The organism is Neobacillus sp. S1115 (assembly GCF_055385565.1).
Genome location: NZ_AP038275.1, coordinates 3,938,704 through 3,957,256, shown reverse-complemented (window position 1 = coordinate 3,957,256; position 18,553 = coordinate 3,938,704). Strand labels below are relative to the sequence as shown.

Sequence of the window (18,553 nt, the reverse complement as noted above, 5' to 3'; positions counted from 1 at the left end):
TTTGTATTATAAAACAATTAATGTTGTTTTGTTAGAAAAAGTTTGTGATTATAAGGAAAAATGTTTTGGCAGCTGATATATTTGAGACAGCGGGGAAACCAAGAGGGGATTTAACCTATTTTCTCTTTTACTTTTCATAAAATTCTGTTAGAATCACTCAGATAGGAGGTGTCTTACATGAGTAACAACTTAACCGAACTACTAGGTCCTCCATACGATCAACTTATGGATGCCAAGGTAGATAAAAGTCCTAGTGAAGTCGTGATTACGAATAACGATGGCGAAACTTATTACATAATTTCGGCTGAAGAATACGAAAATGGTCCGAAACAACAAGGGTATAAAATCGTTGTGGCAGATGGGGAGTAATTTTTTACTCCTCTTTTTTATTTTTTGATTTCATTTTCAAAAATATCCTTCCATCAAATTTCTTCCATGTTCATTTTTTGGACGAATAAACGGAATAATAAGTGTGGAGGTGATTGTATTGGAAAAAGAAAACAAATTTCCTGAAGTGATGAATGATATGGGGACACCCGCTGAAATGAGCCCTGTCAAAGACATAACGGATGCAGATTCAAAGGCACCAATGGTCGAAGTTAATCAACCAATTGATGCACAAGATCCACTTGAAATAAGAAGCCGCGGGTCAGTGACTGTTTTATAAACCAAAAATAAAAACAGGTAAAACAAAAAGTTTTACCTGTTAAGAGAACTTTTATTAAAATTTGCACATGAAATGGCTGTAAGCCAGGTTTTGTTCTTCCGTACTGCAAACAGCGTCAAGCCTCGTACAGGAAGCAGTAGTCATCTATCTATCAACCATTGGTTGATCCATCCGTTAGGTTCATTTCCCGCAGGATGATGCCCCGACCAAAATTTGGGTTGCTCGCTCGTGGGGTTTACCCGTTCCACCTTTTCCGTTTCCAGAAAAGCATCGTCACTGTGGCACTTTCAGGTTATTCTCAGCATATCTCTAGAGACTTAGCAGATTTCACCGCCGTCAGCCAATATCAAGATTGACTGCCCACCTTTGCAGATGGCACGAACACTACAGGCATCTCAGCACTGTGCGAGCCTGGACTTTCCTCAGCTCCTATAAAGGAACCGCGACTACTCACCATTCCATGTGACCTTCGCTTAGAAGCGACAATAACTAATATAACAGGAATACTAATTAAAATCCATGGTAGTTTAATTCCATTGTTACCAATTTCAGATTCGATTAAAAGTGAATCAATGAAACAATTGTGGACCAATGTCGGTTCCATCGTATTAGCGCCATTACTTACACAGTATTATTCTTTGATGGACTAATAGCATAAAATCAGCAAATTGAAAATATTTATGTAAGAGGTACAAGCAATGTCTCCGTCAAAAGCTTCTGAAAAGGGCTGATATCTTGAACAAAAATAATAATGTGCTGATTGTCATGTTTTTATTATTAATCTTATTGATTGTTCTTATAATCAATGTGATACTTCACGTTAAAATTTATGTCGTATACAGTTCCGGTGTTGGCCCCATTTTCTTAATAGGCTTAATCATTTTTTTAATTGCTTTATTTTATTTCAAAGGGTAAAACCTTATAAAGCCAGGCATTCTGTGTATGCCTGGCATTTTATTTTTTATAAAAAAATCCACAGGAAGGTTAGAAAAATCTAGAAATTATAGTAAGATGGTATATATCATCTTAAATATGGTAATAGAGAGTTTTGATTTTTAAAAATGATTAAATAGAGGTTATGTAGCATGTGCAACGATTTGCTTGCTAGACTCGAGGAAGAGAAGCGTCAATGGTTACATAAAGCGATGGTTCGCTTTAAGGAAGAGTTTACGTGCTTTGATGGCAAGACAGTACTCACACCGGAAAATCAAATAATGCAGATGAAAAGCATTCATAGACAGAACAATCTTGATCTGGACCGGATGGAAAAGGAAATAAAGCTGATAAAGGATAGCATCGAAGAAGAAGAGCAGGTTTATCAGCATTTGACCAAGGCCGTCCAGTATTTACAAGAGGATATTATCCATTATGAAGGGCTGCTATCGGAGTTGGCTACTATTCAATTGGAAAAATTCAACTGCCTCTTACATACGAAATTTGAATTTGATTCGAAAAAAGATCAAGTCGTGTTCAAGGATAGGAAAACGACCAGATTGATAGAGGGCTTTAATGAGGTAGAATCGGAGATGGCGGAGTTCTATCGAAAGCAGTTGGATGATAATGAAAGAAAATTAGCGCGAATTTTTCGCGATGCCGCTCCTGAAACAAGCTATGTATTCCAATCCAATCCGCAGGCGTTCAGCCTTTCCTTGAAGCATGGCAGGGGGCTTGACCAGTATTTAGTCCTGAAAAACTTTGAAGAGGATTATCGGATTGTTGCAGATACATTAGATGAAAACAACATGTTAGTTTACGAGTATTATATAAACCAATTGAATCATGTTAAGCAAATTGGAAAAAGAGATCTTTTGCAGCAGTCTGCGGCCAAAAAGGAGCAGTATCAAATGGCCTCAGAAAAAGCAGCCGAACTACAAGAGCAAAAACGGCAAAAGGAATTGAGCTTGGCAACTTTAGAAGAACAATTTACAAGAGCGCTCTGGGAACAAAACCAAGAATTAGAACGGCTCCAAAAGCTGGATGAATTTTTAAAAGAAGAATTTGTAGAAGCCGTTTCAAAATGGCAGGTGAAATTGTTTGGGGAGCAGACGCCGGACGTGGAACGCTGGTTGTACCATCAATACAGCCAGTTGATTTTAAAGCAAGCAGAAAGGATTATTGGAAATGAGCACTTCTAACAGAACCGTGGATGAAAAATATAATGAAGCGATTCAATCGTTAAAAAAAATCAATAACCTTCTTTTTTATGATGAATTAAAGACACTATTAAAAGACCGGGAACAAACGATTGCCGAATTGAATGGGGAAGTTTTTGAGTCTGTTGAAAATTTGCGACAGTCACTTAGTCACTTTCCTTTAGATATCAGTGACAAGCTAAAGGAAGAAATCATCGCTCCTCAGTCGGAATTGTTTGACAGCAGGATGCACCATTTTAATGAAACGTTAACCCTATTGGAAAAAAAGATTGCCATGTGGCATCAGCAATATCAAGAATATTTATCGAAGACGGAACAGCTGCTAGAGGATTTAAAAGAACGGCAGCGCAATGATTATAAGTTCATGGAGATGCAAACCGAAAAGGTCCTCGAGGCCATTCGGTCATCTCAGGAGCAAATTGGTGTTCTATTCACCCAGGGAATTACTGACCAGGCCTCTATCACGAATATAAAATATGAAGCAATGAGTGAAAGATTATCGGATCTTTCTAAGAATCTTCACCATGTTGAGGCCAGCCTGATGGCTGAGGTGGAGCAATTGAACCTAAAGCAGCTGCAGGACCAAAGGGATTTCCAGGAGCAATGGGAAGAAAAATGGAAACTGAATGCAGATGCCACTGCGAAGAAGGAACACCTATTTAAAAAATGGCTGATTGGGCTGGCTGTAGGGCAGGGAGTTTCAATTCTATTAGTGTTGATGGTACTGTTTTTTAAGTAATAGACCGGTTAGGCCTGTTGTTGGAAGGTTGGGTTCGCTGCTATTCAATGCAAGGTCATAACGCCCGGGAGATTGGAATAATCGGTATTCCGGTCGTTATAAAGGGTCTATAACGCCCGAGGGAGCGGAGGAAACCGAGACTCGGTCGTTATGAAAAGGTCATAACGACCGGGTGATCGGAATAAACAGTGTTCCGGTCGTTATAAAAGGTTTATAACGCCCGGGTAATCGGAAGAAACGGTGTCCCGGTCGTTATGAAAGTTTTATAACGCCCAGGTGATTGGAAAAAACGGTGTCTCGGTCGTTATGAAAGGGTTATGACGCCCCAGGAAGCAGAGAAAACCGAGACTCGGTCGTTATGAAAAGGGTTATAACTCCCGAACAAGAGGAAGAAACCGTGTTTCAGTTGTTATAAAGGGCTCATAACGCCTCAGCACGCAGAGGAAACCGAGACTCGGTCGTTATGAAAAGGGTCATAACTCCCGAACAAGAGGAAGAAACCGTGTTTCGGTTGTTATAAAGGGCTCATAACGCCCAAGCGAGAAGAAAAGTCCGAGTCCCGGTCGTTATGAAAACCCAACTGCTTAACGTTGTCGTGCAATTATATATCCGTTATCTATTTTCTTAAACCCAATACGCGGATAATATTCCATCGCAATCGGAGAGGCGAGCAATATAAGCGTCACTTCATCTCCAGTTTGCTCTTGCAGCAATCTCACCAGTTCGTTGCCGATCCCCATTTTTTGATAGGCCTTGTCTACAGCTAAATCCGATAAATAGCAGCAATAGCTGTAATCAGTAATAGCTCTGGCTACTCCAGCCAGTTTTTCATCAACCCAAGCCGTAATTGTAAGATCAGCATGATCAAGCATCCGCTGCAATCGAGGTAAATCGTCAACCGGCCGCTTAATGCCGGATGCTTTAAAAACGGTAGAAAGTTCTTCTGCACTAATTGGAACATTGATTTTGTACGTGATTTGTAAAGAATCCTTCATTTTTCCATCCTCCAATTTGTTAAGATAAAATAATTGTAATGGATGGATGGCTCCCCAAAAAGTACCAGAACGCAAGGTTTTAATGGTGCCAGTTATCGATATTATGAAACATCTTCATACTGCCAACCCAAATCATACACCCTAAAGTTTGACCCATAGTAATTACTTCCATCAAAAAGTCTGATTTCGTCAATCATAGGATTGTTGAACTTAATTACTAGTCTATGTTTGCTTTCAAAAACAATATGATTTAATTGTTCCTCTAGCAATCTATCTAAATAAACCTTCTCGTCCCAATATAATCTCATTCCAATCACGGATTTTAGCCAGTTCTCTTCCACGATATTTGGATTACACGTATGATGATGCGTATTTCCCTGACATACCCACTTACCTGGATTTCCAGGCTTTCTTCTAAATGGTTTCATACAAAAATTACAGTAGATTTTTCCTGCAAAAAATGACATAAGAACCACTTCTTTCCCTTTTTAAAACTATTATATGAACAATAATCTATCATTATTCATTAATAGTAGAGTATTTAGTAGATGAATTTGTCCTAAAAATCTGTAAAGCATGTTTACCGAATCAAACCAGGTATCCTAAAAATTATAGATAGTGAGTTGTTAATTTCCAATAAAATGAAACTTAGGATTAAAAAATAACGTATAAGGTATTAAAAGGATAAAAAGGGGGAGCAACCTAATGCCCACTTGCCAAAACTGTAGAAAAAAATGGTCTTGGTTGGATTCATTAAAAAAAATATTAACATTCCGCAAAAGTATGAAATGCAATCATTGTGAAGAAATCCAATATCAAAGCAAGTCTTCAAGAAACGCCACATCTTTATTGGCTTTATTCCCGATAATAACTATTCCGTTTACTGTAATGTTTAATTTATCTTTAACATCCATGCTAATATTAGAACTTCCGATAATATTATTGGTACTGTTTACAATGCCATTATTTTTAAAATTAAGTGAAAAAGATGAGCCACTTTGGTGAGTGAAGGCTCCATTTAAACCAGTACAAGTTACCCTCCCGCAGGCCCACTTCTAAGCGTTTTTTCTAAAAACCCATATTGTATTTTTTAATGCAGCATAATTACCAATTGCAGCATATCCATAAAACCATCCCATAAAGATTCCTGCCTTCAAGCTGTGATGGTGGCTAATAAATATGGCAAATATCAACCCAAGTGCCAATGCGACTACAGGGACATATTTTTTTGATATTTTAAAAAATACTTTCAAGAGCTGTGTTAATATCATGACAACTGGAACAGCAATGACAGCATCCCAAAAATTTGTATAAATTGTGGGGAAATCCATATAATGTCACCTCTATGTGGTAATCTATCCTTAATTGACAGAGGTGATGCATAGGGACGCTTCTCTTGCCTCACTTTTAAAGGAGAATTTATGGTAGATTACGAAGTAAAGCAGATAAATAATTTGTTTAGCTATGATTTGAATCTGTTAGTCAAACAAAGTAAGGAGGAGGGGTTTCGCTTCCTAGAAAGATTAGTAAATGATTATAAAGATGGTATAAATACATTTAATAGCGCTGGCGAGGTCCTATTTGGCGTCTTTAATGATAAGGATGAACTGGTTGCTATTGGAGGACTAAATATAGACCCCTATTCCAATAAACAAAATATTGGCAGACTCAGACGATTTTATGTTCATAAGGAGTATCGAAGGAGAGGGTTGGGCAGCTTGTTGTTAGGAAGGATCCTCGATGAAGCCAAAAAGTTCTATAAAATTGTTGTCCTTCATACGGATACCGAACATGCTGATTATTTCTATACTTCATTGGGATTTTCAAAGGGACATCTTTATCCAAATTCAACGCACTTCATTGAATTAAGTTAAACAGATTTCGAAAGTGAAAAAGTTAATTAGCAAGAATCGAAAAAAGGTTATTGACAAAAAGAAATTTAAGATATATTATTATCTCAGATTCAAGATAATTTAATTCGAGATTTTTATGAGGAGGTGAAGGAAATGAACAGGAAATGCTCGAATTTGCCCTTTCTAATATTGATGCAAACATCGAAAGCTATTCATGATCGCATTAAAGATGAAATCGCAAAAAACAATCTTGGTATTACGGAGTTTTCTGTTCTGGAGGTACTTTATCAAAAAGGGAAACAAACCATTCAACAAATTGGAAATTGCATATTAATCTCGAGTGGTTCGATGACCTATGTAATAGATAAGCTTGAAAAAAGAGGTTTGTTATGCAGAAATGCCTGTCCCGATGACCGCCGGGTGATTCATGTGACCTTAACGGATGCTGGAAATGGATTTATGGATGAAATCATGCCAAAATATCATGAATTCGTGAATTCTATGTTTGATTCATTAAATTCGGATGAGGAAGAAACATTGGTCCGGCTTTTAAAAAAAGTAAGAGATGAAGTGTAGATTTTAAAAATTTTTTATAAAATATCTCGAATCCGAGATAAAAAACAATTAGGAGGCTTTTGAAATGTTAAATATTGGTTTATTAATTATTCGTTTGGTAATTGGTTTATTATTTGTAGGGCATGGTGCGCAAAAATTGTTTGGTTGGTTCGGCGGTTACGGCCCGAAAGGCACAGGTGGATGGTTTGAATCTATTGGCATTAAGCCTGGCGTAACCATGGCAATACTTGCAGGCTTGGCAGAGCTTATTGGTGGATTATTGTTTGCTTTAGGATTTTTAACCCCGCTTGCAGGAATTTTGATTGCAGGAACAATGGCAATGGCGATTATCAAGGTTCATGCGCCGAATGGATTATGGGCAACAGCAAATGGATATGAATTTAACCTGACTTTGCTGGCGGTTGCAATTGGTGTAGCTTTAATCGGTCCTGGTCAATATGCATTAGATGCATTTTTATTCTAAAATATCTTGAATTAAAGAATCTTAAATTTATAATTAAAGTGATAAGATTTTAAATAATGGACTAGGAAAAACTAAAGTATCGAATTCATTTAATTAACTCGCAAAAAAAGGAGTGTTAAAAAATGAGTAAGAAAACAATGGGTATACACCATATTACAGCCATTGTCGGGCATCCACAGGAAAATGTAGATTTCTATGCCGGCGTTTTAGGGCTGCGCCTGATAAAGCAAACCGTGAACTTTGATGATCCGGGTACTTATCATCTCTATTTTGGAAATGAGGGTGGAAAACCAGGGACCATCATTACCTTCTTTCCTTGGCCAGGTGCTCGTCAAGGAATCATTGGAGACGGCCAGGTTGGGGTAACATCCTATGTGGTTCCTAAAGGAGCGATGGGATTTTGGGAGCTGCGATTAGAAAAGTTCGAGGTTCCTTTCACAAAAATAGAGCGCTTTGGAGAGCAATATTTAGAATTCGATGATCCACATGGACTTCATTTGGAAATTGTCGAAAGAGAAGAAGGGGAAGCCAATCCCTGGAGCTTTGGGGGAGTAACACCTGAAGTGGCGATAAAAGGATTTGGCGGAGCAACCCTTTTATCGGAACAGCCTGATAAAACAGCGGAATTGTTAGAAACGGTAATGGGGCTCGAATTTGTCGGTAAAGAAGGCGATTTAGCCCGTTATCGTTCAACAGCCGAAATCGGTAATATTATTGACCTAAAATTAACTCCAATTGGACTCGGGCAAATGGGTGTCGGTACCGTACATCACATTGCATGGCGGGCAAAAGATGATGAGGATCAATTAGATTGGAAGCAGTATATAAAGCGTCATGGGTACGGGGTAACACCAGTACAGGATAGAAACTACTTTAATGCAATTTACTTTAGAGAGCATGGAAAAATTCTGTTTGAAATAGCAACAGATCCTCCAGGATTTGCGCATGATGAATCACAAGCGACAATGGGAGAAAAATTGATGCTGCCTTCCCAGTATGAACCACATAGAGCACAACTAGAGCGAGTGCTCCTTCCAATTGAAGTAAGGCCGTTAGACTAATTTATCGAAGGGACTGATTTCTTTGCTTTCGATTGATCCTGCAACAATTACCGAAAGAGAAAATTATAAATTCTTGATAGGAAGCATTATCCCAAGGCCTATTGCGTTTGTCACATCGATTTCAAAGGATGGGGTGTTGAATGGTGCACCATTTAGCTACTTTAATATTGTGTCAGCCAACCCCCCAATGATTTCTTTATCCATCCAACGTTCAGCAGGGAGGCAAAAGGACACTGCGCGAAATATCCTGGAGTCCAAGGAATTTGTAGTCCATATCGTTGACGAACAAAATGTTGGAGAAGTTAACAAAACAGCGGCAACTCTTCCGCCTGACCAAAGTGAAATAGATTTAACGAATTTAACTCCAGTGGAAAGCGTGAAAATTTCAGTTCCGGGAGTAAAGGAAGCAAAAGTCAGGATGGAATGTTTAGTAGAGCATTCAATAGAATTGGGAGGAAAAGATTCTCCTGGGTGTGATTTGATTATCGGAAAAGTTGTTCAATATCATATTGAAAGCAGCATTTATGAAAATGGAAGAATAGACCCGACGGGACTATCTGCTGTAAGTCGATTGGCAGGAAATAGTTATGCCAAAATTGGTGATATCTTTGAAATCGAAAGACCTAAATAGTTCCACGTTCTGGAGGGAAAATAAGGATGAAACATATATTCAATAAAGGACAAGACCAAACAAAACCCACCTTTTTATTGCTTCATGGAACGGGTGGCAATGAATTAGACCTTCTGCCACTTGCCGGCATGATTGACGAAGAGGCCAATGTTCTAAGTGTTCGCGGGAATGTATTGGAAAATGGAATGCCGCGCTTCTTCAGAAGGCTAGCAGAAGGAGTCTTTGACGAAGAGGATCTTATTTTTCGAACAAAAGAACTAAATGAGTTTCTGGATGAAGCAGCCGAAAAGTATAGTTTCGACCGAAATAATATCCTTGCGATTGGTTACTCAAATGGAGCAAATATCGCAGCAAGTTTATTATTTCATTACCAAAATGCCTTAAAAGCTGCCATTCTTCATCATCCAATGGTACCGCGAAAAGGAATTGAGCTTCCTGATTTGACCGGAACATCCGTGTTTATAGCTGCTGGGACGAATGATCCAATCTGTTCACCTATGGAATCTACTGAACTTCAATCGTTATTACAGAATGCTAAAGCAAAAGTAGAGCTTCACTGGGAAAATCGCGGACATCAATTAACGGTGGATGAGGTGAAAGCCGCTGCAAATTGGTATCGGAAGGTAATAAGCAAATAATTAGGGTGACAACATCCGAAAGAAGGAGACGGAAACCTTGAATGAAAAGAAAATAGTGGGAGAACTAGCAGCCGATTTCATTGAGGACGGGATGGTTGTAGGGCTTGGAACTGGTTCAACCGTTTATTTTACGATTATGAAACTTGGAGCGCTAGTGGAAGCGGGGCTTTCCATTCAAGGAATCCCAACCTCGGTGCAAACAGCAGAATTAGCAAAAAAATTACACATCTCATTAGCCAATATGGACGAGGTTAAGAAAATTGATATTGCAATAGATGGGGCCGATGAAGTCGATTCTAACCTGAACCTTATTAAGGGTGGCGGCGGAGCGTTAGTCCGGGAAAAAATCGTAGCCAAGGCTGCGGAAAAATTTATTGTAGTGGCTGACCCTTCGAAAATGGTGAATACATTGGGAGCCTTTCCGCTTCCTGTGGAAGTCGTTCCTTTTGGGGCGATGAAGACTGAGAATTATATTAGGGAATTACAAGGGGAAACTAAATTGCGTCTAACGAACGGAAAGCCATTTCAAACGGATAATGGCAACTTTATCATTGACTGTTCATTTCCCAGCATCTCAAAGCCCCAAGAGTTGGAATATATCCTAAATAACATTCCTGGTGTGGTCGATAATGGCCTGTTTGTTGGTATGGCAGATAGGGTGATTACAATAGATACGGGCCATAAGCCGGTTTTACTAGATAGAGGAAAACATTAATAAATGGGAGGAAATGATCATGAACAAATTAAAGGGTGTACATCACATTACAGCCATTACAAGCAGTGCTGAAAAAATTTATGAATTCTTCACATATGTTTTAGGAGTGCGTTTAGTAAAGAAAACTGTGAACCAAGACGATATTCAAACGTATCATTTATTTTTTGCGGATGATGTAGGCGGTCCAGGGACGGATATGACATTCTTTGACTTCCCAGGAATTCCAAAAGGGGTTCATGGGACAGACGAGATTTCAAAAACATCCTTTCGTGTACCGAATGATGCAGCATTAGATTATTGGCTAAAGCGGTTTAACCGGTTAAATATTGAACATACAGGAATCAAAGAGCAATTTGGTAAGAAAACTCTGTCATTTGTCGATTTTGATGATCAGCAGTACCAATTGATTTCCGACGAGAACAATCAAGGTGTTGCCGCAGGAATACCATGGCAAAATGGACCAATTCCATTCGAACATGCCATTACAGGATTAGGACCGGTCTTTGTCCGTGTCTCCAACTTCGATTACTTTAAAGCAATTATGGAAGAGGTATTACTTTTTAAAGAAATTGATAAAGATGGCTCTTACCATTTGTTTGAAACAGGAGAAGGCGGGAATGGCGCACAGGTAATTGTTGAGTATAATGCCATTCTTCCCCGGGCACGCCAAGGGTTTGGAACTGTACACCATGCTGCGTTCCGAGTTGAAGACCGTGCTGAAATAGATGAATGGACGAAACGCATGCAATCCTTCCGCTTGCCGAATTCCGGTTATGTGGAACGCTATTATTTTGGTTCCTTATATACAAATGTTGCACCGCAAATTCTGTTTGAAATTGCAACAGATGGATGGACCAGGCTTTATGGGTGATGAACCATATGAAACACTTGGTGAAAAACTATCATTACCGCCATTTTTTGAAACGAAACGCGAGCAAATTGAAAAACTGGTCCGGCCGATTGATACAGTAAGAAGTACAAAAGTGTTTGAAAAAGAATAGAATTAGCCGGTATTACTTGTAAATAATTTTTAAAAAGTTCAACTGCTTTTTTTGACAATAAAAATTATTTCGATTACAATTATCTCGAATTAAAAATAAAATAGCAGCGAAGGATGGTTTCAAATGACCAAAATTGGAATTTTACTTGGTTCTCTACGGAAAGAATCTTTTTCTAAAAAAATTGCCGCAAATGTTGCAGCTTTATTCCCTGAAGGAATGGAAGCGGAATTTGTTGAGATTGGCAACCTTCCTTTATATAATCAGGACTTTGATGATGAAAATAATGTTCCTGCGGAGTACACAACTTTCCGTAACAAAATGAAAGAAATTGACGCTGTTTTATTTGTAACGCCTGAATACAACCGATCTGTACCTGCTGTATTAAAGAATGCATTGGATGTAGGATCACGTCCATATGGAGCAAGCGTTTGGAACGGCAAACCGGCAGCTATTATCAGCCAATCTCCTGGTAACTTGAGCGGCTTTGGTGCCAACCATCATTTACGTCAGTCACTTGTATTTTTAAATATGCCAATCGTTCAACAACCCGAAGCTTATATCGGCAATGTAGCCGCTTTGTTGGATGAAAACGGCAAATTGAAAGATGAGAATACAGTCCAATTCTTACAATCTTTCGCAGATGCATTTGTTGATTTAATTAAGAGACACCGAGCGTAGATTTTTATCCACTAATATAAAATGGCCCTGATATATTGATAAAGAAGGGGTTGGAGAATATAGCGAAAGAAAACCTGCTATATTTTCCAACTTTTTTATATTTCATGATTTTACAATATGAAGACGATAAATTTTCATTGAAGGAGTGACAGAAATTGATTCAGCTTTATCCTGCAAGTACGCGCTATACAGTAAAAAATGACTGGCTGGAGAGTAATTTAGGTTTTTCTTTTGGAGAGTATTATGACCCATCGAATATCCGATTCGGCCCACTTCGTGTCTTTAACGACGATACAGTTCAGCCGGGACGGGGTTTTGGAATTCATCCGCACCGTGAAGCGGAAATTGTCTCCATTGTAATAAAGGGACAACTGAAACATGAGGACAACTTAGGGAACGCCGGAATCATCGGCACTGGAAGTATTCAGCGCATTAGTGCCGGAACCGGAGTGCTTCATTCTGAATTTAACGCGTCAAACCAGGAAGAAGTCCAATTCCTGCAGCTATGGTTTTCCCCGAATGAAAAGAAGTTAACCCCTTCCTATGAGGATATTACATATGACTTAGAGCAAATGCACAATCAGCTCTTACCAGTTATCTCTCATACCGGTACGGAGCGGGTTGCTAAAATTCATCAGGATGTAACCCTTTATTTATCCAGGCTGGATGGGAAGGAGACACTGACCTTTCGGCAGGAAGAAGGCAGGAGAATATACGTCTTTACGATTGAGGGAGAATTAACAATTAATAATGATAACATTTTAAAGACTAGGGATGCTGCCCGAATCACAGATCTTCCGGAAATTACGATTCAAGCAAGTAAGGATAGTTTCTTTTTATTAATTGACTTACCTGGAGGTGAATTCTAATGTTAATGATTCGCCATTCCATAGGCAGCCGATTGCTATGTCAATCGGAAACCTACACGATTGAAGAAAAAGGGGATCATTGGCAGATATCGCTCCCTATCGATGAGGAAACTGCTTTGAAGGTGTTGGAATTTCAGGATGAGTTAAATATATTCGTAACAAAGGAAAAGGAAAAAACTTGGTTTTACTCCTCAGATGCCCAAATAAAGTTCCTTCCTAAGGAAAATCAATTGGTGATACTTGCTGATCATAAAACGGTTTATCCAGTTTAGGTTGAGGACTATAATCAGTATTATATTAAAAATGAATTTTTTACCCGCCATTTAGGAGAATGGCGGGTTTTTTCATCTTGAATATCTTTAAAGCCGCTTTGAAAATACGGAATCCTTTTTTCAAATAATACATCTATTTTTCTTTTATTAAAGAAAGATAAAGATTCCTTTAAGTCTTATTCAATGCGAGCCCAATCGACAAATTCTTAAAAAACGCCTCTTTATAATGGCATTTATGGGAAAGGGGGAGATGGTCCTTAACACTACACCCTGCCTTCCATCAATTGCAGTAAATGTAGAAGACAACTAATTACTATTATTTTTGAAAAACGGGAGGTTTCTGTTTTGAAAAATTTACTTAGAACTGTGGTTAAGCAAAGAAGACAATTTTTGATGGATCAGCTTGTTCAATCAGGTGTTTATAAAAAAAATAATAAGCATCTTTATGAATGGAATTTGAGTGATTTAGAGGAAGAGTACAACTATGTTTATACAAATAATTTGGAATCAAGTAAAAAAGAGCATTCACAAAACTATCATCACCCTTAAATAGGAGGAATGTGATGTTAACCAATCAAACGGTAGTTTTTTTAGGAGCAGGTTCCATGGCTGAGGCCATGATTTCAGGTATGGTGAATACCGGTAAAATTCCATCCGAGCAAATAATGGTTACCAATCGAGCCAATCATGGACGTTTGCAAGAGCTCCAGGAAACTTATGGAATAAAGGGAATCAGCAGGGAAGAGTTAAACTTTGATAACATTGACATCATCATTATAGCGATGAAGCCTAAAGATGTGGAATCCTCATTACAATACTTTTCAAAAAAACTTAAGCCTAATCAAGTGATTCTTTCTGTTGCAGCTGGGGTTCCGGCGAACTGTATTGAGAAACATCTTCCAGAAGGGCAGCCGGTTGTCCGGATTATGCCAAATACATCCAGCATGATTGGTGAGTCCGCTACAGCCATTTGTCCAGGGAAACATGCAACAAAAGAAGTTGCTGCGATGGTGATGGATTTAATGTCCTGTTTAGGGACTGTTTATCTCATTGAGGAAGATAAAATGGATATCTTTACAGGTATTGCGGGGAGTGGTCCTGCTTATTTTTATTACTTAATCGAACATATGGAGAGGGTTGGAAAAGAGTGCGGCCTTGATAACCGTACTGTAAGGGAAATCAGCGCGCAAACCATTTTGGGTGCCGCCAAGATGATGATGCAGCAATCGGAAACTCCAGCTCAGCTAAGAGAAAAGGTTACATCCCCAAATGGTACCACGGCTGCCGGATTGGAAGCATTGGAAAGGCATGGCGGAGGAAGAGCCATTATGCAGGCCGTCAAAGGGGCAGCAAAACGTTCTAGGGAAATGAACAGCCACTATCAAAGATGAAAATAGGAGTGATTTGATGACCTCAGGCTTTAAAAAGAGAGTTGTTGTCAAAATTGGCAGCAGCTCACTCACGAGCCTTCGCGGTGAAATTAGCCGCAGGAAATTGGAAAAATTAGTGGAAGAAGTCGTGCAATTAAAGGATGCCGGCCACGAGGTACTGCTTGTTTCATCTGGTGCAGTAGCTGCTGGCTATCGAAAACTTGGTTTTACTGAACCACCGAGCGCGCTGCCGGAAAAGCAAGCATCCGCGTCGATTGGCCAGAGCCTATTGATGGAAATCTATTCTGAGCTTTTTCTATCCCACGGCTATGTTGCTTCACAAATTCTCATCACTAGAGAGGATTTATCGGAAGAAAACCGTCATAATAATGCCAGAAATACAATCAATGTCTTACTTAATCGCGGAATTGTTCCAATAATAAATGAAAACGATACGGTGACAGTCAATCGCTTAAAGTTTGGAAATAATGATGTTCTATCCGCCAAGATAGCAGGACTCATTGATGCCGATATGTTAATTATTCTTTCGGATATTGATGGGATGTACAATGGCGATCCTCGCCAGATGAGCCAGGCTGTTCGGCTAGAACACGTTCATGAAATTACCATGAAAATCGAAGAAGCAGCCGGTGGCTCTGGAAGCTCGGTTGGAACAGGCGGAATGAAATCGAAAATCGATGCGTTTAAAATCGCCATGGCATCCGGAATCCTTTCCTTTTTAGGGAAAGCAGGGACCCCAAATATTTTAAAAGATGCCGTCCATCAAGAAGCAACGGGGACCTATTTTATCAAACGGGAAATGGTTTCGAAAACAGGAGGTTAAAAGAAAGCACTGTATCTTCCCAGTCATACTTAAAAAAATGGAGGGATTTGATGGTTCTTTTAAGAGAGGATTCTACAAAAATTGAAATTCAGGCAATCAAGGCGAAAAAGGCGGCCAAAAGGTTAAGCATCTTATCGACAGAAGAAAAAAATCATGCCCTCAATCTGTTAGCAGATCAGCTCGAAGCGAAAGTGGAGGACATATTGAAGGCTAATGAAATCGATATAAAATACGGGAGAATCGAAGGGTATAGCGAGTCCTATTTGGATCGTCTTACCTTAACAAGAGAACGTGTTTTTGATTTTACTAGCGGACTTCGTGAAGTCGCCAAGCTGCCAGATCCTGTCGGCGATACCCTTTCCAAGTGGACACTTGATAATGGACTTCTTGTTAAAAAAGTAAGTGTTCCTTTAGGTGTAATCGGAATGATTTATGAGGCACGCCCGAATGTGACCGTTGATGCAACAGGACTTGCTTTGAAATCAGGAAATGCTATTCTCCTAAAGGGAGGTTCCTCAGCGATTTTTTCAAATAAAGCTATTTTTAAAGTGATTCAGGAAACGCTGGATAAGACGGCAATTCCGAAAGAGGCGGTTCAACTGATTGAGAGTACGGACCGCACCGCCACTCAGCAGTTGTTTACGATGAAAGAGCACATTGATGTTTTAATTCCAAGAGGCGGGGCTTCGCTCATTTATTCAGTTATCAATGAAGCAACAGTACCTATCTTAGAAACAGGAGTAGGTAATTGCCACCTTTATATTGACAGGGAAGCGGATGTGAAGAAGGCACTGAACATACTGGTGAATGCAAAAACCGATCGTCCTGCTGTATGTAATGCTGTGGAAACGGCGATTATTCACCAAGAATGGCTGGAGAACAATAAACTGGCGTTGATAGAAACGTTGAAAGACTACAATATTTCCGTCCATGTTGATAAAAAAGCGGCGGCGGTTATTCCTGGTGCTGGGCTGGCAAACGAAGAGGATTGGGCGACAGAATACTTGAGTTTGGATCTCGCCATAAAGACGGTCACTAGTGTGGAAGAAGCAATTGAACATATCGATAAGTATGGAACGAAACACTCGGAAGCTATTATTACTGAAAACTGTAAAACTGCTAAGAAGTTTATGGACTTAGTGGATGCCGCTGCGATATATCATAATGCTTCTACTAGATTTACGGACGGTGGGGCACTTGGGCTTGGGGCGGAAATTGGTATCTCTACCCAAAAGCTCCATGCACGCGGCCCGATGGGGCTGGCTGATTTGACCACGACGAAATATATAATGACAGGAAATGGCCACGTAAGATAGTGGAAAGAAGCTGATTTAAAAGCATATTGCGTGCTTTTAGATCAGCTTCTTTGCGTTTGTTAACATGAACACATTATGCACTGTATCTGGGTTTTGTAAAAATATTCCTTTAAGGGAGAGCATTTATTTTCAAGATTTATATACTGTAGGGAAAGGGCGTGGTTAAATTGAGAAAGGGTTTAGTTGGAATAGGCATAGTTGCAGTGTTCGTTGTTGTTTTCGGCTTTATGTTAATGTCCAGTTATAATAATTTTGTTAATTTAGAAGAAAACGTTGATCAATCTTATGCTCAAATTGAAAATCAACTACAGAGAAGACTGGACCTAGTACCCAACTTAGTAAATACCGTAAAAGGATATGCAGCTCACGAAGAAGAAGTCATTGCATCGATTTCAGATGCACGTGCAAGGCTTGCCGGTGCAAAAACGCCCGAGGAAGAGGCGACCGCTAATGCTGAATTATCTGGCGCTTTGAGCCGTTTGCTTGTAGTTGTTGAAAACTATCCAAATCTAAAAGCAGATCGTCAATTTACACAATTAATGGATGAATTGGCTGGAACAGAAAATAGAATTGCCGTCGCTCGGAAGGATTATAATGACCAGGTTGCGATTTATAACAAGAAAGTAAAAGGCTTCCCGGGAGTAATGATTGCAGCAATGACAGGTTTTGATGAAAAAGAATATTTTGAAGCAGATCCTAAGGCCTCTGAAGCTCCAAAGGTTGATTTTGGAGGAGGCAATGGATAATGAAAGCAAAGAAGGCCATCAGCTTTCTTTTGTTATTTTTGACTATTTTCCTTTCTGCAGGAAAGGCATTTTCGGAGGATGTCCAAATCCCAGAACCAGTTGGCGACATTTACGTCCAGGATTTTGCCCATATATTAAATGATAAAGAAAAAGGAGAATTACAAAACTTAGGAAGAAAGGTTGAAGACCAAACAACTGCGCAGGTTGTCGTTTTAACGGTCCAAACAATAGGCGACCGAACCATTGAGGAATATGCCAATGAAGCATTTCGGCAATACGGAATTGGAAACAGCAAGGACAACAATGGTGTGCTCCTCGTCTTATCCATGAACGAGCGAAAATTGAGGATTGAGGTTGGCTATGGTTTGGAAGGGAGGATTCCTGATGGAAAAGCAGGGAGAATTCTTGATGAATACGCCATTCCTAACTTAAAAAGTGAACAGCCCAATATAGCAATTGTCGAAACATATAAGGCACTGGCAAAAGAGGTTCTTGCCGAAAATGATAAAGCAGGAGACCAGCCAAAAGAGGATGAAGGAATCGGCATTCCAGGATGGTTAATTTTTCTTTTGATCATAATCCTTGTGTTTCTTGATTTTATGTTTTTTGGAGGGACGCTAACCTATCTCGTTCTTTCCATTCTGTCTAGAGACGATGGCAAAGGTGGTGGAGGTGGGGGCAGAGGCGGAGGAGGAGGCTCTTCGGGTGGCGGCGGTGCAAGCCGCGGTTGGTAAACTTGATGATAGTTAATTTCCATAAATATAACTGGTAAAAAGGATCTTCCCTCCTTAAGCTTTAGACTTGTTAAATTAGTCTAAGGCTTTTTATATTACATAAAAAGCTGAAACAATGAAAACCCATTATTCAGTTTTGATAAAAGAACAACACACGTTGACAAATTGTCAACATAAATGTATATTTCTAATAGCATTTTTTTCCGAACTGGAGGAACTGTACATAATTTTG

At 39.4% G+C, this 18,553-nt stretch carries 23 protein-coding genes, 1 other RNA gene and 2 pseudogenes; 22 read left to right on the top strand and 4 right to left on the bottom strand.

What is annotated here, in order from left to right; genetic code table 11:
• Positions 1–177 precede the first annotated feature (177 nt).
• On the top strand, positions 178–369 hold the full coding sequence (locus ACZ5B7_RS19095) for a hypothetical protein (RefSeq protein ID WP_378584863.1): 192 nt from the start codon (positions 178–180) through the stop codon (positions 367–369).
• Between the two features lie 118 nt (positions 370–487).
• Positions 488–667 (top strand): hypothetical protein, encoded by a 180-nt coding sequence (locus ACZ5B7_RS19090; RefSeq protein WP_213145500.1) that lies wholly within the window; start codon positions 488–490, stop codon positions 665–667.
• A gap of 74 nt (positions 668–741) precedes the next feature.
• Here ACZ5B7_RS19090 and rnpB read toward each other — a convergent pair.
• An RNA gene (gene rnpB, locus ACZ5B7_RS19085) (RNase P RNA component class B) lies at positions 742–1,125 on the bottom strand.
• A 627-nt stretch (positions 1,126–1,752) separates the two neighbouring features.
• Here rnpB and ACZ5B7_RS19080 point away from each other — a divergent pair.
• Positions 1,753–2,802 (top strand): hypothetical protein, encoded by a 1,050-nt coding sequence (locus ACZ5B7_RS19080; RefSeq protein ID WP_464490607.1) that lies wholly within the window; start codon positions 1,753–1,755, stop codon positions 2,800–2,802.
• Entirely contained in the window at positions 2,789–3,559 is a 771-nt protein-coding gene (locus ACZ5B7_RS19075; RefSeq protein ID WP_464490606.1) for a hypothetical protein, read from the top strand. Before ACZ5B7_RS19080 ends, ACZ5B7_RS19075 begins: the two co-directional genes overlap by 14 nt.
• A gap of 584 nt (positions 3,560–4,143) precedes the next feature.
• On the opposite strand, the gene ACZ5B7_RS19070 is transcribed toward ACZ5B7_RS19075, so the two are convergent.
• Together ACZ5B7_RS19070 and ACZ5B7_RS19065 are read right to left on the bottom strand one after the other, a co-directional pair.
• Positions 4,144–4,554, bottom strand: coding sequence for a GNAT family N-acetyltransferase (locus ACZ5B7_RS19070; protein WP_464490605.1), 411 nt, complete (start codon positions 4,552–4,554; stop codon positions 4,144–4,146).
• Positions 4,555–4,655: 101 nt separating this feature from the next.
• Positions 4,656–5,021 (bottom strand): recombinase zinc ribbon domain-containing protein, encoded by a 366-nt coding sequence (locus ACZ5B7_RS19065; RefSeq protein WP_464490604.1) that lies wholly within the window; start codon positions 5,019–5,021, stop codon positions 4,656–4,658.
• Positions 5,022–5,259: 238 nt separating this feature from the next.
• Here ACZ5B7_RS19065 and ACZ5B7_RS19060 point away from each other — a divergent pair, with 238 nt between their 5' ends.
• Positions 5,260–5,559 (top strand): TIGR04104 family putative zinc finger protein, encoded by a 300-nt coding sequence (locus ACZ5B7_RS19060; RefSeq protein WP_464490603.1) that lies wholly within the window; start codon positions 5,260–5,262, stop codon positions 5,557–5,559.
• 50 nt (positions 5,560–5,609) lie between these two features.
• Here the strand turns inward: ACZ5B7_RS19060 and ACZ5B7_RS19055 are convergent, their stop codons facing one another.
• Entirely contained in the window at positions 5,610–5,885 is a 276-nt protein-coding gene (locus ACZ5B7_RS19055) for a hypothetical protein (RefSeq protein WP_464490602.1), read from the bottom strand.
• A 90-nt stretch (positions 5,886–5,975) separates the two neighbouring features.
• Between ACZ5B7_RS19055 and ACZ5B7_RS19050 the strand changes: the two genes are divergently transcribed.
• The 17 genes and pseudogenes from ACZ5B7_RS19050 to ACZ5B7_RS18970 all read left to right on the top strand — a co-directional run bounded on the left by ACZ5B7_RS19050 (position 5,976) and on the right by ACZ5B7_RS18970 (position 18,321).
• Entirely contained in the window at positions 5,976–6,428 is a 453-nt protein-coding gene (locus tag ACZ5B7_RS19050; protein WP_464490601.1) for a GNAT family N-acetyltransferase, read from the top strand.
• 132 nt (positions 6,429–6,560) lie between these two features.
• Positions 6,561–6,983 carry a MarR family winged helix-turn-helix transcriptional regulator gene (locus ACZ5B7_RS19045; protein ID WP_464490600.1) on the top strand — a complete coding sequence of 141 codons (423 nt, stop codon included), beginning with the start codon at positions 6,561–6,563 and terminating at the stop codon, positions 6,981–6,983.
• Between the two features lie 64 nt (positions 6,984–7,047).
• Positions 7,048–7,446, top strand: coding sequence for a DoxX family protein (locus tag ACZ5B7_RS19040; RefSeq protein ID WP_464490599.1), 399 nt, complete (start codon positions 7,048–7,050; stop codon positions 7,444–7,446).
• A 122-nt stretch (positions 7,447–7,568) separates the two neighbouring features.
• A complete protein-coding gene (locus tag ACZ5B7_RS19035) occupies positions 7,569–8,507 on the top strand; it encodes a ring-cleaving dioxygenase (RefSeq protein ID WP_464490598.1) in 939 nt (312 codons plus the stop codon).
• Positions 8,508–8,529: 22 nt separating this feature from the next.
• Positions 8,530–9,138: a flavin reductase family protein gene (locus ACZ5B7_RS19030; RefSeq protein ID WP_464490597.1), complete on the top strand. Its 609-nt coding sequence runs from the start codon at positions 8,530–8,532 to the stop codon at positions 9,136–9,138.
• A 26-nt stretch (positions 9,139–9,164) separates the two neighbouring features.
• A complete protein-coding gene (locus ACZ5B7_RS19025) occupies positions 9,165–9,776 on the top strand; it encodes an alpha/beta hydrolase (protein ID WP_464490596.1) in 612 nt (203 codons plus the stop codon).
• 37 nt (positions 9,777–9,813) lie between these two features.
• Complete coding sequence (gene rpiA / locus ACZ5B7_RS19020) at positions 9,814–10,491, top strand: ribose-5-phosphate isomerase RpiA (protein WP_464490595.1); 678 nt, start codon at positions 9,814–9,816, stop codon at positions 10,489–10,491.
• Between the two features lie 19 nt (positions 10,492–10,510).
• Positions 10,511–11,492: pseudogene (locus tag ACZ5B7_RS19015) on the top strand (ring-cleaving dioxygenase).
• A 123-nt stretch (positions 11,493–11,615) separates the two neighbouring features.
• Complete coding sequence (locus tag ACZ5B7_RS19010) at positions 11,616–12,170, top strand: NADPH-dependent FMN reductase (protein WP_464490594.1); 555 nt, start codon at positions 11,616–11,618, stop codon at positions 12,168–12,170.
• Positions 12,171–12,325: 155 nt separating this feature from the next.
• Complete coding sequence (locus ACZ5B7_RS19005) at positions 12,326–13,039, top strand: pirin family protein (RefSeq protein WP_464490593.1); 714 nt, start codon at positions 12,326–12,328, stop codon at positions 13,037–13,039.
• Positions 13,039–13,311 carry a hypothetical protein gene (locus ACZ5B7_RS19000; RefSeq protein ID WP_423798498.1) on the top strand — a complete coding sequence of 91 codons (273 nt, stop codon included), beginning with the start codon at positions 13,039–13,041 and terminating at the stop codon, positions 13,309–13,311. Before ACZ5B7_RS19005 ends, ACZ5B7_RS19000 begins: the two co-directional genes overlap by 1 nt.
• Before the next feature lie 345 nt (positions 13,312–13,656).
• Positions 13,657–13,860, top strand: a complete 204-nt coding sequence (locus ACZ5B7_RS18995; protein WP_464490592.1) for a Fur-regulated basic protein FbpA — start codon at positions 13,657–13,659, stop codon at positions 13,858–13,860.
• 14 nt (positions 13,861–13,874) lie between these two features.
• Positions 13,875–14,702, top strand: a complete 828-nt coding sequence (gene proC, locus ACZ5B7_RS18990; RefSeq protein WP_464490591.1) for a pyrroline-5-carboxylate reductase — start codon at positions 13,875–13,877, stop codon at positions 14,700–14,702.
• Positions 14,703–14,718: 16 nt separating this feature from the next.
• A pseudogene (gene proB / locus ACZ5B7_RS18985) lies at positions 14,719–15,492 on the top strand (glutamate 5-kinase); the annotation flags it as partial.
• An 83-nt stretch (positions 15,493–15,575) separates the two neighbouring features.
• Positions 15,576–16,841, top strand: a complete 1,266-nt coding sequence (locus ACZ5B7_RS18980; RefSeq protein ID WP_464490590.1) for a glutamate-5-semialdehyde dehydrogenase — start codon at positions 15,576–15,578, stop codon at positions 16,839–16,841.
• 167 nt (positions 16,842–17,008) lie between these two features.
• Positions 17,009–17,587, top strand: coding sequence for a LemA family protein (locus tag ACZ5B7_RS18975; protein ID WP_464490589.1), 579 nt, complete (start codon positions 17,009–17,011; stop codon positions 17,585–17,587).
• Complete coding sequence (locus ACZ5B7_RS18970; RefSeq protein ID WP_464490588.1) at positions 17,587–18,321, top strand: TPM domain-containing protein; 735 nt, start codon at positions 17,587–17,589, stop codon at positions 18,319–18,321. The genes ACZ5B7_RS18975 and ACZ5B7_RS18970 overlap by 1 nt, the downstream gene beginning before the upstream one ends.
• The last annotated feature ends 232 nt before the right edge of the window (positions 18,322–18,553 follow it).

Bases quoted from the DNA above. Each gene is read 5' to 3' on its own strand.
- ACZ5B7_RS19095 (WP_378584863.1), top strand. From the start codon at position 178: ATGAGTAACAACTTAACCGAACTACTAGGTCCTCCATACGATCAACTT.
- ACZ5B7_RS19080 (WP_464490607.1), top strand. From the start codon at position 1,753: ATGTGCAACGATTTGCTTGCTAGACTCGAGGAAGAGAAGCGTCAATGG.
- ACZ5B7_RS19075 (WP_464490606.1), top strand. From the start codon at position 2,789: ATGAGCACTTCTAACAGAACCGTGGATGAAAAATATAATGAAGCGATT.
- ACZ5B7_RS19070 (WP_464490605.1), bottom strand. From the start codon at position 4,554: ATGAAGGATTCTTTACAAATCACGTACAAAATCAATGTTCCAATTAGT.
- ACZ5B7_RS19065 (WP_464490604.1), bottom strand. From the start codon at position 5,021: ATGTCATTTTTTGCAGGAAAAATCTACTGTAATTTTTGTATGAAACCA.
- ACZ5B7_RS19060 (WP_464490603.1), top strand. From the start codon at position 5,260: ATGCCCACTTGCCAAAACTGTAGAAAAAAATGGTCTTGGTTGGATTCA.
- ACZ5B7_RS19055 (WP_464490602.1), bottom strand. From the start codon at position 5,885: ATGGATTTCCCCACAATTTATACAAATTTTTGGGATGCTGTCATTGCT.
- ACZ5B7_RS19050 (WP_464490601.1), top strand. From the start codon at position 5,976: ATGGTAGATTACGAAGTAAAGCAGATAAATAATTTGTTTAGCTATGAT.
- ACZ5B7_RS19045 (WP_464490600.1), top strand. From the start codon at position 6,561: ATGAACAGGAAATGCTCGAATTTGCCCTTTCTAATATTGATGCAAACA.
- ACZ5B7_RS19040 (WP_464490599.1), top strand. From the start codon at position 7,048: ATGTTAAATATTGGTTTATTAATTATTCGTTTGGTAATTGGTTTATTA.
- ACZ5B7_RS19035 (WP_464490598.1), top strand. From the start codon at position 7,569: ATGAGTAAGAAAACAATGGGTATACACCATATTACAGCCATTGTCGGG.
- ACZ5B7_RS19025 (WP_464490596.1), top strand. From the start codon at position 9,165: ATGAAACATATATTCAATAAAGGACAAGACCAAACAAAACCCACCTTT.
- ACZ5B7_RS19010 (WP_464490594.1), top strand. From the start codon at position 11,616: ATGACCAAAATTGGAATTTTACTTGGTTCTCTACGGAAAGAATCTTTT.
- ACZ5B7_RS19000 (WP_423798498.1), top strand. From the start codon at position 13,039: ATGTTAATGATTCGCCATTCCATAGGCAGCCGATTGCTATGTCAATCG.
- proC (WP_464490591.1), top strand. From the start codon at position 13,875: ATGTTAACCAATCAAACGGTAGTTTTTTTAGGAGCAGGTTCCATGGCT.
- ACZ5B7_RS18980 (WP_464490590.1), top strand. From the start codon at position 15,576: ATGGTTCTTTTAAGAGAGGATTCTACAAAAATTGAAATTCAGGCAATC.
- ACZ5B7_RS18970 (WP_464490588.1), top strand. From the start codon at position 17,587: ATGAAAGCAAAGAAGGCCATCAGCTTTCTTTTGTTATTTTTGACTATT.